The 16,231-nt window shown below is 65.7% G+C and carries 15 protein-coding genes; 13 read left to right on the top strand and 2 right to left on the bottom strand.

Going from position 1 to position 16,231, the window contains the following annotated elements; translation table 11 throughout:
* Positions 1-154: 154 nt before the first annotated feature.
* Positions 155-880, bottom strand: a complete 726-nt coding sequence (locus AB4Y40_RS42060; RefSeq protein ID WP_368692895.1) for a FadR/GntR family transcriptional regulator — start codon at positions 878-880, stop codon at positions 155-157.
* Positions 881-1,186: 306 nt separating this feature from the next.
* Between AB4Y40_RS42060 and AB4Y40_RS42055 the strand changes: the two genes are divergently transcribed.
* The 3 genes from AB4Y40_RS42055 (at position 1,187) to AB4Y40_RS42045 (ending at position 4,144) form a co-directional block, all read left to right on the top strand.
* The gene (locus AB4Y40_RS42055; protein ID WP_368692894.1) at positions 1,187-2,530 is read left to right on the top strand and encodes a C4-dicarboxylate transporter DctA; all 1,344 of its coding nucleotides are present in this window, start codon (positions 1,187-1,189) and stop codon (positions 2,528-2,530) included.
* Between the two features lie 68 nt (positions 2,531-2,598).
* Positions 2,599-3,618: an allantoicase gene (gene alc / locus AB4Y40_RS42050; RefSeq protein ID WP_368692893.1), complete on the top strand. Its 1,020-nt coding sequence runs from the start codon at positions 2,599-2,601 to the stop codon at positions 3,616-3,618.
* Positions 3,619-3,631: 13 nt separating this feature from the next.
* On the top strand, positions 3,632-4,144 hold the full coding sequence (locus AB4Y40_RS42045) for an ureidoglycolate lyase (protein WP_368692892.1): 513 nt from the start codon (positions 3,632-3,634) through the stop codon (positions 4,142-4,144).
* A 103-nt stretch (positions 4,145-4,247) separates the two neighbouring features.
* Here AB4Y40_RS42045 and fur read toward each other — a convergent pair whose 3' ends face one another.
* The gene (gene fur / locus AB4Y40_RS42040; RefSeq protein WP_069268417.1) at positions 4,248-4,676 is read right to left on the bottom strand and encodes a ferric iron uptake transcriptional regulator; all 429 of its coding nucleotides are present in this window, start codon (positions 4,674-4,676) and stop codon (positions 4,248-4,250) included.
* A gap of 136 nt (positions 4,677-4,812) precedes the next feature.
* Here fur and AB4Y40_RS42035 point away from each other — a divergent pair, with 136 nt between their 5' ends.
* The 10 genes from AB4Y40_RS42035 to AB4Y40_RS41990 all read left to right on the top strand — a co-directional run.
* Complete coding sequence (locus tag AB4Y40_RS42035) at positions 4,813-5,748, top strand: outer membrane protein assembly factor BamE (protein ID WP_368692891.1); 936 nt, start codon at positions 4,813-4,815, stop codon at positions 5,746-5,748.
* A 173-nt stretch (positions 5,749-5,921) separates the two neighbouring features.
* Entirely contained in the window at positions 5,922-6,719 is a 798-nt protein-coding gene (gene dapB / locus AB4Y40_RS42030; RefSeq protein WP_368692890.1) for a 4-hydroxy-tetrahydrodipicolinate reductase, read from the top strand.
* Positions 6,720-6,772: 53 nt separating this feature from the next.
* Positions 6,773-7,501 carry a MotA/TolQ/ExbB proton channel family protein gene (locus tag AB4Y40_RS42025; protein ID WP_254352461.1) on the top strand — a complete coding sequence of 243 codons (729 nt, stop codon included), beginning with the start codon at positions 6,773-6,775 and terminating at the stop codon, positions 7,499-7,501.
* A gap of 12 nt (positions 7,502-7,513) precedes the next feature.
* A complete protein-coding gene (locus AB4Y40_RS42020; protein WP_324162301.1) occupies positions 7,514-7,945 on the top strand; it encodes a biopolymer transporter ExbD in 432 nt (143 codons plus the stop codon).
* A gap of 178 nt (positions 7,946-8,123) precedes the next feature.
* On the top strand, positions 8,124-10,718 hold the full coding sequence (gene leuS / locus AB4Y40_RS42015; RefSeq protein WP_368692889.1) for a leucine--tRNA ligase: 2,595 nt from the start codon (positions 8,124-8,126) through the stop codon (positions 10,716-10,718).
* A 100-nt stretch (positions 10,719-10,818) separates the two neighbouring features.
* Positions 10,819-11,382: an LPS assembly lipoprotein LptE gene (lptE, locus tag AB4Y40_RS42010; RefSeq protein ID WP_368692888.1), complete on the top strand. Its 564-nt coding sequence runs from the start codon at positions 10,819-10,821 to the stop codon at positions 11,380-11,382.
* Between the two features lie 43 nt (positions 11,383-11,425).
* Entirely contained in the window at positions 11,426-12,640 is a 1,215-nt protein-coding gene (gene holA / locus AB4Y40_RS42005; RefSeq protein WP_368692887.1) for a DNA polymerase III subunit delta, read from the top strand.
* Positions 12,641-12,832: 192 nt separating this feature from the next.
* Positions 12,833-14,104 (top strand): glutamate-5-semialdehyde dehydrogenase, encoded by a 1,272-nt coding sequence (locus tag AB4Y40_RS42000; RefSeq protein ID WP_368692896.1) that lies wholly within the window; start codon positions 12,833-12,835, stop codon positions 14,102-14,104.
* A 75-nt stretch (positions 14,105-14,179) separates the two neighbouring features.
* Entirely contained in the window at positions 14,180-14,602 is a 423-nt protein-coding gene (locus AB4Y40_RS41995) for a CopD family protein (protein WP_368692886.1), read from the top strand.
* A gap of 773 nt (positions 14,603-15,375) precedes the next feature.
* Positions 15,376-16,231, top strand: an 856-nt coding sequence (locus AB4Y40_RS41990) for an ESPR-type extended signal peptide-containing protein (protein WP_368692885.1), incomplete at its 3' end; no start/stop codon positions are given.

Below are 16,231 nucleotides of genomic sequence, written 5' to 3'. Positions count from 1 at the left end.
GCGCCAGCGGCTCAAGCAGCTCGCCAACGAAAAACGGCCCGGGCGCTCTTGCGCACGGGCCGTCAAGTCCAGACCTTTCCGCTACACCGTTCGGTACCTGAAACGGGACCTTAACTGAACGGCATTAGCCCCACGGGGCGGTTTTTTTTCGGCCTTATTTTTCGATGGCGCTCTGGGAGGCGGCAGCGAACGCGGGCGGCGTGGGGAAGTACACGCCCGCGCGCTGTGCCGCATTGGCGATGTGCGCCTCGATCGCCTCGCCGGCCGCCGCCGAGTCGCGCGCCTTCAGCGCCACCACGATCAGGCCGTGCTCGCGATGCGTGGAGAGCACGCGCTCGCGCCGGTAGAACGGCATGCGCTGGCTCTCTTTCATGATGTCGGCGCTGCTACGCAGGATCGATTCGATCGCCGCATTGCCCGCGAGATTGACGATACGCATGTGGAACTCGAAGTCGAGCTGCGCGGCTTCGTCGAGTTCGTCGCAGGCGAGGGCGCTATGCAGGGCCTCGGTGTTCGCTTCGAGCCACGCCACGTCGGCATCGCCGATGGCGAGCGCCGCCATGCGCGCGGCGAAGCCTTCGAGCGCGTAGCGCATCTGGTAGGTGTCGGGCAGCGACGATTGATCGGCGAAACGCCACGGGTGAGCGTTGGTGGCCTGCGCGCTCGTCACGTACACGCCTTTGCCCGCCCGGATCGACAGCATGCCGAGCGCTTCGAGCGTCGAGAGCGCTTCGCGCAGCGACGCGCGGCTGATCGCCAGTTCCTCGGAAAGCTGCCGCTGCGCGGGCAGCAGGCTGCCGACCGGATACCGGCCGCCCTCGATCCGTTCGCGGATCGTGGCGATGGCGGCGTCGGTGACGGTGTGCGGAACGTTCTTCATCGGATGGCGCGGGCAGCTTTCGCGTGGTCTGACCGGTATTGTAGTCCTGTCCGGCGCACCCGCATGGTGCATCGCGTCAACGCCCGCGCGCCGTGGGATAAGGCGTGGCGCTCCGGCCCGCAAACTGGTCAGACCACGCAAGGGTAAACACCGCGCTTCCCAACCTTGACTCCGGTATATCGGCTTCCTACTATCCGCCATAACAGTGCTGGTCAGACCAGTCAGAACAGTTGCTTCCCCTTCATGGTTTTGCATGGGATGGGACCCGGCGTTGAAGCGCCGGGTCCATCGACAAAGGAGACAGTCGTGACGAAGTTCTTCAATTCGCTGTTTGGCCGCGTAGTGATCGCCCTCGTGCTGGGCATCGTCGCAGGCGCGGTGTTTCCCCATTTCGCCCAGTCGCTGCGCCCGCTCGGCGACGGCTTTCTCAAGCTCATCAAGATGGTGATCGGGCCGATCGTGTTCTGCGTGGTCGTGAGCGGCATGGCGCACGCGGGTGACCTGAAGAAGGTGGGTCGCGTCGGCCTGAAGTCGGTGGTGTACTTCGAGGCCATGACGACCGTTGCGCTCGTGATCGGCGCCGTGCTCGCGTACGTCACGCGTCCGGGCGCCGGTATGAACGTGGATCTGCACTCGCTCGACGCGGCCTCGCTTGCGACCTACACCGAGCACGCCAAGAGCCTGAAGGACACCGCGGGCTTCCTGCTGAAGATCATTCCCGACACCGCCTTCGATGCCTTCGCGAAGGGCGACATCCTGCAGATCCTCGTGTTCTCGGTGCTGTTCGGCAGCGCGCTCTCGCTGCTCGGCCCGAAGGCGCAGCGCGTGAACGGCCTGATCGACGAGCTTTCGCAGGTGTTCTTCCGGGTGATGGGCTTCATCATCAAGCTCGCGCCGCTCGGCGTGCTCGGCGCGATTGCGTTCACGACTGGTACGTACGGCGTCGCTTCGCTCAAGCAGCTCGGGCTGCTCGTGATCGTGTTCTACGCGAGCTGCATCGTGTTCGTTGCGGTCGTGCTCGGCATCGTCATGCGGCTGGCGGGCTTCAACGTGTTCAAGCTGATCCGCTACCTGCGCGAAGAACTCTCGATCGTGCTCGGCACCGCGTCGTCCGACGCCGTGCTGCCGCAGATCATGCGCAAGCTCGAATGGATGGGCGTGAAGGATTCCACGGTGGGTCTCGTGATCCCGACGGGCTACTCGTTCAACCTCGACGGCTTTTCGATCTACCTCACGCTCGCGGTGATCTTCATCGCGCAGGCGACCAACACGCCGCTATCGATGCATGACCTCATCGTGGTCGTGCTGGTGTCGCTCATCACCTCGAAGGGCGCGCACGGCATTCCCGGCTCGGCGATCGTGATTCTCGCCGCGACGCTGTCCGCCATTCCCGCGATTCCCGTGCTCGGCCTCGTGCTGATCCTGCCGGTGGACTGGTTCGTCGGCATCGCCCGCGCGCTCACCAACCTGATCGGCAACTGCGTCGCGACGGTCGTGGTCGCGGTCTGGGAGCACGACATCGACAAGGCGCGCGCCAGACGCGTGCTGAACCTCGACGAAGGCTTTCTCTACGTGCCGGCAGGCGACAGCGATGCAGACGCCGCGCATGGCGAAGACGGCGCACTCGGCGGCAAGCCCGCGCACGCCTGAACTTCCGCACCGCATCTGCTGACAATTTCCTTCGACTAACTGAACAACCCCCAGCGAGCGACACCATCATGGCCATTCCGACTCTCGACCCCAACGCCCCCGCCTTCACGCGCCGTTACATGAACCTCGCCGATCCGCGTCTGGGCGCCCGCGCGCTCCACGCGAGCGACGAGTTCTTCGCGCCGAAGGAGCGCATGCTCGATCCGCAGCCCGCGGTCTTCATCCCCGGCAAGTACGACGACAACGGCAAGTGGATGGACGGCTGGGAAACGCGCCGCAAGCGCACGACCGGCCACGACTTCTGCATCGTGCGCCTCGCGCGCCCGGGCGTGATTTACGGCCTCGATCTCGACACGAGCCACTTCACGGGCAACTTTCCGCCGGCGGCTTCGATCGAGGCGTGCTACGCGCAGCTGGGCGACGACGCAACACCCGGTGACAACGCCGACTGGCAGACCATCGTCCCGGCGACGACCCTGCAGGGCAACCAGCACCATTACGTCGAAGTGAGCGATACGCGCGCATTCACGCATCTGCGTGTGAATCTCTATCCCGACGGCGGCCTCGCGCGTCTGCGCGTGTACGGCCAGCCCCGGCGCGACTGGAGCACGGTGGAGCGCGGCAGCCTCGTCGATCTCGCGGCGATCGAAAACGGCGCGTATCTCGTCGCGGCCAACAACCAGCACTTCGGGCTCGCTTCCACGATCCTCATGCCTGGCCGCGGCGTGAACATGGGTGACGGCTGGGAAACGCGCCGCCGCCGCGAACCCGGCAACGACTGGGCGATCGTGGCGCTCGCGCGGCCCGGCATCATCCGCAAGATCGAAGTCGACACGGCGCACTTCAAGGGCAACTACCCGGACCGCTGCTCGCTGCAGGCAGCGAGCGTGAAGGGCGGCACCGACGATTCGCTCGTCACCCAGGCGATGTTCTGGCCGGAACTGCTCGGCGAGCAGAAGCTCGAAATGGACAAACAGCACGTGTTCGAGAGCGGGATCGCCGCGCTCGGCCCGGTCACGCACGTGCGTTTCAACATCTTCCCGGACGGCGGCGTCTCGCGCCTGCGCCTGTGGGGCGAACTGGCTTAAGCGAGGAGCCGCGATGCAGATCCTGCACATGGAACCCTTGACGCGCGAGGCGTTCGCGCCGTTCGGCGACGTCATCGAACTCGAAGGCGCGCGCCACTTTCCGATCAATGGCGGCACGACCGAGCGCTTTCACGATCTCGCCGCCATCGACGTGAACGAGGCGGGCGGCCGGCCCATCGTCAGCGTGTTTCGCGCCCAGCCGCGTGCGTGGCCGGTCGAGATCGCGATGATGGAGCGGCATCCGCTAGGCAGCCAGGCATTCGTGCCGCTCGGCGACGCGGGCTACGCGGTGGTGGTCGCGCCCGCGGGCGAGTTCGATCCGGCCGGGCTGCGGGCGTTCTGGGCCGGGCGCGGGCAGGGCGTCAACTACGCCAAAGGCGTCTGGCATCACCCGCTGCTCGCGTTCGGGGGCGTGAGCGACTTCGTGGTGATCGACCGCGGCGGCACGCAGCCGAACTGCGACGAGATCGCACTCGCGCGGCCCTGGCGGCTCGCGCAAGCCGACACGCCGCTCGTGCCCGCCTGAGGACCGGCCCGTTTTTCCCAAACACGGGCTCACCAAACGAAAACGCCACGGCAGATCTGCCGTGGCGTTTCCTTTTCTGCAGCCTGCAAGCCGCAAGCGGTGGTCAGTGCTTGCGGTGCGGGCAGTTTTCCTTCGTGCAGGCGCCGTACAGGGCGAGGGCGTGCTCCTGGAGCTTGAAACCGCGCTCCGTGGCGATCATCTGCTGGCGCTTTTCGATTTCGGGGTCGAAAAATTCTTCAACGATGCCGCAGTCGAGGCACACGAGGTGGTCGTGGTGACTCCCCTCGTTCAGCTCGAACACCGCCTTGCCCGATTCGAAGTTGCTGCGCGTGAGCAAGCCGGCCTGCTCGAACTGGGTCAGGACGCGGTAGACCGTGGCGAGGCCGATGTCGAGCTCCTCGTTCAGCAGGTTGCGGTAGACGTCTTCGGCGGTCAGATGGCGCACGGGGCTGTGCTGAAAAATCTCCAGGATCTTGAGGCGAGGCAGCGTCGCCTTGAGGCCGATGTTCTTGAGATCGGTTGGATTGGTCATGACGATAAGTCCCTGGAGTACAATGCTAGGTTGTTATGTTAATGCGTTTTTGCCGTTCCGGGCATTTTCGCCAGAACTTCGAACGATCTTCTACAGAATACGCGCGGCTTCGCGAAAAGCCCGCACGGTGAGGGAAATGATTCCAGAATTCACAACGATCGGCCGGCGCATGCACGGCGGCCGCCTGGCGTGCACCCTGCTGGCTGCGGCCGCGTTCGCCGCGCTCGCCGGCTGCAAGACGTACGACAGCGTGACACAGCGCGTCGCCCAGAGCATTACGCCTTACCGCATTACCATCGTGCAAGGCAATTTCGTCTCGGCGGAAGCCGCGGCGCAGATGAAGGTGGGCATGTCGCGCGCCGAAGTCAAGCAGCTGCTCGGCACGCCGCTCCTCACGGACATGTTCCATGCGAACCGCTGGGACTACATCTTTTATTTCAAGCGCGGCTCGACCGCCGTGGTCCAGCAGCGTGACTTCGTCGTGCTGTTCGAGGGCGACCGCGTAGCGAGCTGGTCGGGCGGCGAAGACCTGCCCTCGAACCTCGAGCTGCTCGCCGAAATCGACGGCGACCGCACCGGCAAGAAGGCCGTCGCGGCCGCGCCGGCCTCGGGCGCTTCGGCGCCGGTGGCGGCGGCAGCAGGCGCGCCCGCGCAGGCTTCGAGCGCGACCGGCCCGACGGTTGGCGACACGGCGCGCACGCCGTCGTCCGAACTCGGCACCGCGACCAACGCACTGCCGCAGGACGCCAACGCGCAGGCGGCCGCCGCCGCGAACCGCGCCACGGAAGCCGTGCAAACGCCGATGGGCCTGACGCCGTCGGTGCGGGCGGGCAATCCGCAGTCGTCGGCGCTGCCGCAGAACGTCGGCACGATGCCCTCGCAGGTTCAACTGCATCGTCAGCCGCAGCCGCAAATCCAGGGCGTGCCGCCGAGCAACCCGGTTGGTCCGGCCGCCGGCGCGCAAGGTACCGGCGACACCAATGCGGCGCCGTCGGGCCCCGCACGGGATTCGTCGCTCGCCGCGCCGCCCACGGTGCCGGCCTCGGGAGCGGCTGCGGCTCCGAGCAACTGATCCGGCTGACCCAGCCGGTCACACAAGCAGGGCGTGGTGCGCGAGGCGTGCCACGCTTCGTTCCGGCGGCCGGGGTGTCACTACCACCGGCCGCCGCGTTTTTTGGCGGCGGCGCTGCGTGGCGCCTGGCGGCATCCGGCACCGCGGCCAGCGACACATTGGCAGGAAGACTCATGAAAATCGCAATCGCCGGGGCATCGGGCCGCATGGGCCGCATGCTCATCGAAACCGTCCTGAATTCGCCCGACGTCACGCTCTCGGGCGCGCTCGTGCGCAAGGGCTCGGCCGCCGTCGGCCAGGACGCCGGCGCGTTCCTCGGCAAGGACACCGGCGTGCGCATCACCGACGACATCGAGCAGGTCTTCGCGCAAAGCGACTGCCTGATCGACTTCACGCGCCCCGAAGGCACGCTCGTGCACCTCGAGGCGGCGCAGCGCCACGGCGTGAAGATGGTGATCGGCACGACCGGCTTCGACGCCCAGCAAAAGGCGCAGCTCGGCGCGGCCGCGCAGAAGGTCGGCGTCGTGTTCGCGGCCAACATGAGCGTGGGCGTGAACGTCACGCTCAAGCTGCTCGAATATGCGGCGCGCTTTTTCGAGACCGGCTACGACATCGAGATCATCGAGGCGCACCATCGCCACAAGGTCGATGCGCCCTCGGGCACCGCGCTTGCGATGGGCGAGGCCGTGGCGCACGCGCTCGGCCGCAATCTCGACGAATGCGCCGTGTACGGCCGCGAAGGCGTGACGGGCGAGCGCGACCCCTCGACGATCGGGTTTTCGGCGATTCGCGGCGGCGATATCGTCGGCGATCATACGGTGCTGTTCGCGGGTATTGGCGAGCGCATCGAGATCACGCACAAGTCCTCGAGCCGCCTCTCCTATGCGCAGGGCAGCGTGCGCGCCGCGCGCTTTCTGCAGGACAAGGCCCATGGCCTGTACGATATGCAGGACGTGCTCGGCCTGCGCTGAGCGTTTCCCCTACGGTCCGGCGCCTGCGCCGGGCCGACAGTGAGCGAGGTCCGATGGCAGCGAGTTCCGGAGTCATTCACTATCTGCAGACGGGCGACGCGGTCACCCACGCGGTTGCGTGGGTATTGCTCGCCATGTCGGTCGCGAGCTGGTGTTTCCTCATCATCAAGAGCTGGATCCTGCTGCGCGCGAAGCGCCAGGGGCCGCGCGCCATTGCGCGCTTCTGGCAGGCGCGCACGCTCGCAGACGGCGTTGCCGCCATGCGTCCGGTCGACCGCGAGCGCGTGTTCCTGCCACTGGCGCAGGCGGCGCTCGCCGCCGAGGAAGCCGACGCGCCCGGCATGATGCTCGCGCGCGTGGATCGCGGCGAGCGCGTGCTGCGGGCGCTGCGCGGCGCGCTGCAGGCGTCGCAGCGGCGCCTCGAGTTCGGCCAGGTCCTGCTCGCCTCGGTGGGCAGCACGGCGCCGTTCGTCGGGCTGCTCGGCACCGTCTGGGGCATCTACCACGCGCTCGGCAGCATCGCCGCGAGCGGCCAGGCGATGATCGAGAACGTGGCCGGCCCGGTGGGCGAGGCGCTCATCATGACGGCCTTCGGTCTCGTCGTCGCGATTCCTGCCGTGCTCGCCTACAACGTGCTGGGCCGCCTCGTGCGCCAGCTCTGCGACGATCTCGACGGCTTCGCCCACGACCTGCACGCCTATGCCTGCGCGCCCGAAGGCGCGCCGCTGCGCCGCGAAGGTGCGCAGGGCGCGATGCGCGAAGGCGCGCGCGCCGAGTCGTAGGAGGCAACGCGTATGGCATTCGGCGGACTCGAAAAGAAGCGCGATACGGCACCGATGTCGGAGATCAACATGACGCCGCTCATCGACGTCATGCTCGTGCTGCTCGTCATTTTCATCATTACCGCGCCGCTGTTCTCGCACGCGATCCGGCTCGATTTGCCGAAGGTCGCCGCCGAGCCCGCGCAGCAGACGGCGCAGACCGTCACGCTTTCCATCGACGCCGCCGGCAAGCTCTACTGGAACGCCCAGCCCATCACGCTGGACGAGCTGCGCGCGCGCTTCACGGCAGCGGGCAAACAGCCCGAGTCGCAGCAGCCCGAGCTGCAGCTGCGCGCCGCGCGCGAGACCCGCTACGACGTGATCGCCCAGGTGATGGGCGCCGCGCAGCAGGCCGGTCTCACGCGCCTCGGCTTCGTGACCGAGCCGCCCGCCGGCGCTCATTGAAGACGCCACTGCGCACGCCGCTGAGCGCGCGCCAGTCAACGGTATAATCAACGTTTCCTTTAAAAACGGGCCCAGCGAAACCGCCGCAATCTGCCGGTATCGTGAACGGCCGGCCCGGTGCATCCGGCACTGAAGGTACCGAAGCAGCCGCCCGTTTCCAGCGTTCACCACCCACACCATGCTCGAAAAATACGTTCCCACCGACGTCGAATCCGCCGCGCAAGGCGAATGGCGCGCCACCGACGCTTACCGGACGGCCGAGAAGGCCGACAAGCCCAAGTTCTACTGCGTCTCGATGCTGCCGTATCCGTCGGGCAAGCTGCACATGGGCCACGTGCGGAACTACACGATCAACGACGTGATGTACCGTTACCTGCGCATGAACGGCTACAACACGTTGATGCCGATGGGCTGGGACGCGTTCGGCATGCCCGCCGAAAACGCCGCGATGGCCAATAACGTGCCGCCGGCCAGGTGGACGTACGACAATATCGAGTACATGAAGGGCCAGATGCAGTCGATGGGTCTCGCGATCGACTGGTCGCGTGAGATCGCCACCTGCAAGCCCGACTACTACAAGTGGAACCAGTGGTTCTTCCTGAAGATGCTCGAGAAGGGCATCGCCTACAAGAAGACCGGCACGGTGAACTGGGACCCGGTCGATCAGACCGTGCTCGCCAACGAGCAGGTGATCGACGGGCGCGGCTGGCGCTCGGGCGCGCTGGTGGAAAAGCGCGAAATCCCGATGTACTACTTGCGCATCACGCAGTACGCCGACGAGCTGCTGAACGACCTCGACGGCCTCGGCTGGCCCGAGCGCGTCAAGATCATGCAGCAGAACTGGATCGGCAAGAGCTTCGGCGTGAACTTCGGCTTCCCGTACGAACTCGACGGCGAGAAGAAGCTGCTGCGCGTGTTCACCACGCGCGCCGACACGATCATGGGCGTGACCTTCTGTGCGATCGCGGCGGAGCACCCGCTCGCCACGCGCCTCGCGCAAGAGAAGCCGGAACTGCTGCCGTTCATCGACGAATGCAAGCGCGGCGGCGTGGCCGAAGCCGACATGGCGACGATGGAAAAGAAGGGCATGGCCACAGGCTTCTTCGTCACGCATCCGCTGACGCAGGAAAAGGTCGAAGTGTGGATCGGCAACTACGTGCTGATGAGCTATGGCGAAGGCGCCGTGATGGGCGTGCCGGGCCACGACGAGCGTGACTTCGCGTTCGCGAAAAAGTACGACTTGCCGATCAAGCAGGTCATCGCAGCAGAAGGCGAGACGTACTCGCTCGACGGCTGGCAGGAATGGTACGGCGACAAGGAACGCGCCGTTTGTGTGAACAGCGGCAAGTACGACGGCCTCGCCTACACGGCGGCCGTGGACGCCGTCGCAGCCGACCTCAAGGCGCTCGACTTCGGCGACAAGCAGGTCACGTGGCGCCTGCGCGACTGGGGCATTTCGCGCCAACGCTACTGGGGCACGCCGATCCCGATCATCCACTGCCCGAGCTGCGGCGACGTGCCGGTGCCCGAAAAGGACCTGCCGGTCGTGCTGCCGGAAGACCTCGTGCCGGACGGCACGGGCAACCCGCTCGCGAAGTCGGAAGCCTTCCTGAACTGCAAGTGCCCGACCTGCGGCGCCGACGCGAAGCGCGAAACCGACACGATGGACACCTTCGTCGACTCGTCGTGGTACTTCTATCGCTACGCCGCGCCGGATGCGGTGAACATGGTCGACGAGCGCACCGATTACTGGATGCCGATGGACCAGTACATCGGCGGTATCGAGCACGCCATTCTCCACCTCTTGTACTCGCGCTTCTGGGCGAAGGTCTCGCGCGACCTCGGCCTCGTGAAGTTCGGCGAGCCGGCGAAGAACCTGCTGACGCAGGGCATGGTGCTCAACGAAACGTTCTACCGCGAAGACACTGCGGGCAAGAAGACCTGGTACAACCCGGCCGACGTGACCGTCACGCACGACGACAAGGGCCGCCCGATCGGCGCGACGCTCAACAGCGACGGCCAGGCCGTGGTGCTGGGCGGCGTGGAGAAGATGTCGAAGTCGAAGAACAACGGCGTCGACCCGCAGGTGCTGATCGACCAGTACGGCGCAGACACGGCGCGTCTGTTCACGATGTTCGCGGCGCCCCCCGAGCAGCAGCTCGAATGGTCGGGCGCGGGCGTGGAAGGCGCGAGCCGCTTCCTGCGCCGCGTGTGGGCCTTCGGCCACGCGAACGCCGAAGCGATCCAGTCGCGCGCCTCGTTCGACGCGGCGGCGCTCACGGACGTCGAAAAGGCGCTGCGCCGCGAAGTCTACAGCGTGCTCAAGCAGGCCGACTTCGACTATCAGCGCCTGCAGTACAACACCGTCGTTTCGGCGGCGATGAAGATGCTCAACGCCATCGACGGCGCCAAGGGTGCCGGTGCTGGCGTGCAGCGCGAAACGTTCGGCGTGCTGCTGCGCGTGCTGTACCCGGTCGTGCCGCACATCGCATTCGAACTGTGGAAGGCGCTCGGCTACGGCGACGAATACGGCACGCTGCTCGACGCACCGTGGCCGAAGGTCGACGAAAAGGCGCTCGAGCAGGCCGAAATCGAACTCGTGCTGCAGGTGAACGGCAAGGTGCGCGGCGCCGTGACGGTGGCCAAGGACGCGCCGAAGGATGCGATCGAGGCGGCTGCACTCGCGCACGAGATGTTCGTCAAGTTCGCGGAAGGCCGTGCACCGAAGAAGATCATCGTCGTGCCGGGCCGCCTCGTGAACGTCGTGGTCTGACGAGGCAAACCAAGGCCATGTCGAGCGGCGTAGCGCGCGAAGCACGTGCGGCGCCGCTCAGCCGACACCGGCGACTCTGTCGCGAACCCAGGGAGTCCATGTGATTCGCAGATCGTTTCTCAGGTTGTTCCCGCTCGTGGCGGGCAGCGCGCTGGCCCTCTCGGCGTGCGGCTTCCAGCTGCGTGGCGAGGAGAACTTCGCCTTCAAGCGTCTCGCCGTCGTCGGCGCGCCGCCGCCGCTCGCCGGGCGCCTCTCGCGTATGGTCGAAGGCGGCAGCGACTCAGTGGTGGTCGACTCGGTAGCCAATGCGGATGCCGTGCTGCGCGTATCGGAAGGGCGTAGCTTCAGCACGCTCACGCTCAATTCGCTCGGCGCGGTGGTGGAATATCAGGTCAACTACTCGCTGAACTATGCGCTGATGAAACCGGACGGCACCGTGCTGATCCAGCCGAGCGTGATTTCGCTGAACCGGGCACTGACCTACAGCGATCAGTTCGCGACTGCCAAGACGCAGGAAGCCGATCTGCTGTTCACCGACATGCAGAACGACGCCGTCGACCAGCTCATGCGGCGCCTTGCCGTGCTCAAAACGATCAACCCGACGCCCGATCAAGTCGTGCCGGGTGTCGCGCCGCGCGCACCGCTGCCGCCGCCGCCGCTGTAATGCGCGCGGTTTCCATCTACTGAGCGATCTTCGACCGAGCGCCATGCAACTGCGACCCGACGCACTCGAACCGCACCTCGCGAGAGGGCTGGCCGGCCTGTACGTCGTCTACGGCGACGAACACCTGCTTGCCCAGGAGGCGTGTGACCGCATCCGCGCAGCGGCGCGCGCGGCGGGCTTTACCGACCGCTCCGTGTTCACCGTCGAGCGCGGCTTCGACTGGAGCTCGCTGCTCGGCGCGAGCCAGTCGATGTCGCTGTTTGGGGATCGCCAGCTGGTCGAGTTGCGCATTCCATCGGGCAAGCCCGGCAAGGAGGGCGCGGACGCGCTCAAGACGCTCGCCGCTGCCTCGAATCCCGACGTGCTGATGCTCGTCACGCTGCCGCGCCTCGACGCCGCCACGCAGAAGTCTGCGTGGTTCACGGCGCTGGCTGAGAGCGGGGTCGCGCTGAAGATCGACCCGGTCGAGCGCGCGGCACTGCCGAACTGGATCGGCCAGCGTCTGGCGCTGCAAGGCCAGCGCGTGGCGCCCGGCGACGACGGCCGGCGCGCGCTGCAATTCGTGGCGGAGCGCGTGGAAGGCAACCTGCTGGCCGCCCATCAGGAAATACAGAAGCTTGGGCTGCTGTATCCGCAAGGCGTGCTGAGCTTCGAGCAGATTCACGACGCCGTGCTCAACGTCGCGCGCTACGACGTATTCAAGCTCAACGAAGCCATGCTCACGGGTGACGTCGGCCGTCTCGCGCGCATGCTCGACGGGCTGCAGGGCGAAGGCGAGGCTTCGGTGCTGGTGCTGTGGGCCGTGGTCGAGGAAATCCGCACGCTCTTGCGCATCAAGCGCGGCGTGGCCGCGGGCAAGCCGCTCGCCATGCTGCTGCGCGAGAACCGCGTGTGGGGGCCGCGCGAGCGGCTCATCGGGCCGGCGCTGTCGCGCCTGAGCGAAGCGGCGCTGGAGCGCGGTCTCGCGCTCGCGGCGCGCCTCGACCGCCAGGTCAAGGGGCTTTCGGGTCAATCGCGCGCCGAGTGGCGCAATGCGCTGCCGCCCGATGCCTGGGATGGCCTGTTCGAACTCGCCATGACGGTGGCCGCGCCACGTGAGGGTGCACCGCAGGCGCGCGCTGCCGCCGGTGCGCGTGGTGCTGCTGCGCCAGGGCGCGCGCAGCCAGGTGCTCAGCCAACTGGCCCAGCCGCAGCAGCCGCCGCAGCAGCGGCCGCGGCCCGACCGCGCACCGCAGGGCCGTCGCGCCGGCAAGGGTAAAGCGTCTCGCGCTTGCTTGAACCGGCACTACGGCGCCTGCGATACGCCCGCCGCGCGGCCGGTGCACGCGCCCGGCCACGTCCAGCAAACCTTGGCGGCTGGCCTTAAAATCGGCCTGAACCGCTTTGAATCGAACCGCGCTTGGGCAACTCATCTGACTTGCGCCTCACGCGCCGCATGACGAAAGACACCATGGATATCGACCAGTACATGACCGACCTCGGCCGCCGCGCCCGCAACGCTTCGCGCGCGATGGCACGGGCCTCGACGGCTGCGAAGAACGCGGCGCTCGAAGCGGTGGCGCAAGCCATCGAGCGCGACGCGCAGCAACTGAAGGATGCGAACGCACGCGACCTCGCGCGCGCGAAGGAGAAAGGCCACGACGCGGCGTTCATCGACCGCCTGACGCTGTCGGACAAGGCGCTCAAGACGATGGTGGAAGGCCTGCGCCAGGTGATGGCGCTGCCCGACCCCATCGGCGAGATCAGCAACCTCAAGTTCCGCCCGAGCGGCATTCAGGTGGGGCAGATGCGCGTGCCGCTCGGCGTGATCGGCATCATCTACGAATCGCGGCCGAACGTGACGATCGACGCGGCCGCGTTGTGCCTGAAGTCGGGCAACGCCACGATTCTGCGCGGCGGCTCTGAGGCGCTCGAATGCAATACGGCGCTCGCGAAGCTGATCGGCGAAGGGCTGGCCGCGGCGGGGTTGCCGCAGGACGCGGTGCAGGTGGTCGAGACCGCCGACCGCGCGGCCGTGGGCAAGCTCATCACGATGACGGAATTCGTGGACGTGATCGTGCCGCGCGGCGGCAAGAGCCTGATCGAGCGCCTGATGGCCGAGGCGCGCGTGCCGATGATCAAGCACCTCGACGGCATCTGCCATGTGTACGTGGACGACCGCGCCGATCTCGCGAAGGCGCTCACCGTGTGCGACAACGCCAAGACGCACCGCTACGGCACCTGCAACACGATGGAGACGCTGCTCGTGGCGCGCGGCATTGCGCACGACGTGCTGCCGCCGCTTGGCCGCCTGTATCGCGAGAAGGAAGTCGAACTGCGCGTGGATGCTGCGGCGCGCTCGATTCTCTCCGACGCGGGCGTAGCTCCGCTGGTGGACGCGACCGAAGAGGACTGGCGCACCGAGTACCTCGCGCCCGTGCTGGCGGTGAAGGTGGTCGACACGCTCGACGACGCGATCGAGCACATCAACGCCTACGGCTCGCACCACACCGATGCGATCGTCACCGAACACCACGACCGTGCGATGCGCTTCCTGCGCGAAGTCGACTCGGCAAGCGTGATGGTGAACGCCTCGACGCGCTTTGCCGATGGTTTCGAGTTCGGCCTCGGTGCGGAGATCGGCATTTCGAACGACAAGTTGCATGCGCGCGGCCCGGTCGGCCTGGAAGGGCTGACCTCGCTGAAGTACGTGGTGCTCGGCCACGGCGAAGGCCGTCAATAGTCACGAACCGCACGAGGCGGTGCACGGCGTCGCGCGCCGCCTCGTTGCACAATCGCTCACGAAGAAGAAAAAATAATGTCGATGCTCTGGGTCAAGACGTTTCACATCGTGCTCATCGCCTCGTGGTTCGCGGGCCTGTTCTACCTGCCGCGCATCTTCGTGAATCTCGCGATGGAAACCGAGCCTGCGGCCGTCAAGCGTCTGCTCATCATGGCGCGCAAGCTCTACCGCTTCATGACGATGATCGCCGTTCCCGCGCTGCTATGCGGACTGTGGCTGTGGCTCGTGGTGGGGATTGGGCGCGGCCAGGGGTGGATTCACGCGAAAGTGGGCGTGGTCGTGTTGCTCATCGTCTATCACGCGTACTGCGGACATTTGCTCAAGACCTTCGAGCGCGGCGAAAACCGCCGCTCCGACAAGTGGTATCGCATGTTCAACGAGCTTCCCGTGCTCGGCATGCTGGCTGCGGTGGCGCTGGCTGTGATCAAGCCGTTCTGAACCACTGACCCACGGACGCCGCCACTGCGGCGCGTATTCCAGCTTTTTCCCCTGCGCGGGCGCCGTCAGATGGTGCCCGTTGTCTCGCGGCGCATGCGGGCCGCCGCAACACGCCAGCCGTCCTCCTGCTTCACGAACACGTCAGTGAAGCGATACCCCGATCTCCTCCGCAATACTTCGAATAACTTATCGTCGAGAAATTCGTCGAGAACAGCGGGGCCGCCCGTCGCTGCGGGGTTTTAATATTTGCCGAAAAAAATTCTGACAATTCTTAATGCAATTGAGCCGAATGCGTAGGATTTTTTAGAAAAGGCGTAGGGGGATATTATTGGTGCGGAATTAAGGTTTATTTTTTGTAATAAGTTTCTGTGTGATTGAGGGAAAACGCGGAAATTTCCTTTTGATTCTTATGCGCTTCTCTCGACCTTCGAGAGCGTCGTGTACGCCTTCTGCCTGCGGCTATCTTCCTTGCTGATTGTGTGCCTCAGCCTTATCGCATCGCGCCTTTTGCTTTAAGAGTTCTCTTATTCTCCCTGTGATTTCGAGTCCATAAAGTTGCTGCTGTCATCGCATATGGCTCCGATCGGTCTGTAAGCATTTTCTGAGCTATCGAAATAATCGAGCCATGGCGTGTTCGACGCAGATCGTTGGCTTTAATGGGCCAGTTGATTTTCTTTATTGAAGGAAATGGCCGACAGATTGCCGCACGCATCGGGTTGTGACGCCTATGGGTATCACGCGGTCGGTACTCCCGGAATTCACCAGGGCTAGGAATGAACAGGACATACAAATCAGTCTGGAACGAGACCACAAGAACATGGGTTGCTGCGGCAGAAAACGCCAAAGGCAAGCGCAGGGGTAAGGGCAACGTGAGGGCGGTGGCGATTGCCATCGCGGCGTTGGGGGCTGCCAGCCAGGCGCACGCGTATATCGCTGGCGGGAGTGGCGCTACCGCGCCGAATGACAGTGGCATTGACTCGAACCTCGCGATTGGTTCGAACGCTTATGCAGCTGACACTTCAAATACGTATCTGATTACAAAGGATGGTCGCTCTCTGCGGCAGTTCAACCTTGCGATCGGCGCCAATGCCAGTGCAACAGGCGCAGGAACGATGGCAATCGGCCAATACGCGCTTGCCAGTGGCCAGAATGCGGGCGTGGTTGGCTTCGGTGCCACCGCTACGGGCGCATTTGGAACCGTGGTGGGTTCGCTCGCAACGGCAGCCGGCGATGCCAGCAGCGCTCTGGGCTACCGCACAATAGCAAGTGGCGATTTCTCTGCCGCAATGGGCAGTTACAACAAGGCGTTGGGCAATGCGTCGGTGGCGATGGGCGCTACGACGACGTCGGCCGGCGACAGCTCGGTCGCCGTCGGCAGCGGCGCGACGTCAGTCGGCGATGGTTCGATGGCGATAGGCACGTTGGCCGTCGCGAGCAATGCAAACGACGTGGCGCTGGGCACGGGTACGACCACAGCAGCCGTGGTGAACACGCCGGGCGCGACGATCGGCGGCAATGGCTACACCTTCGCCGGCACGAACGCGAAGAGCACGGTCTCGGTGGGTTCGGCGGGGAAGGAGCGCACGATCACCAACGTTGCGGCAGGCCAACTGACGGCTTCGTCGACCG

The organism is Paraburkholderia sp. EG287B, from assembly GCF_040965595.1.
In the GTDB taxonomy this organism is placed as follows: domain Bacteria; phylum Pseudomonadota; class Gammaproteobacteria; order Burkholderiales; family Burkholderiaceae; genus Paraburkholderia.
The sequence above is the reverse complement of the archived record's forward strand: the minus strand, read 5'-3'. Positions and strand labels throughout refer to the sequence as shown.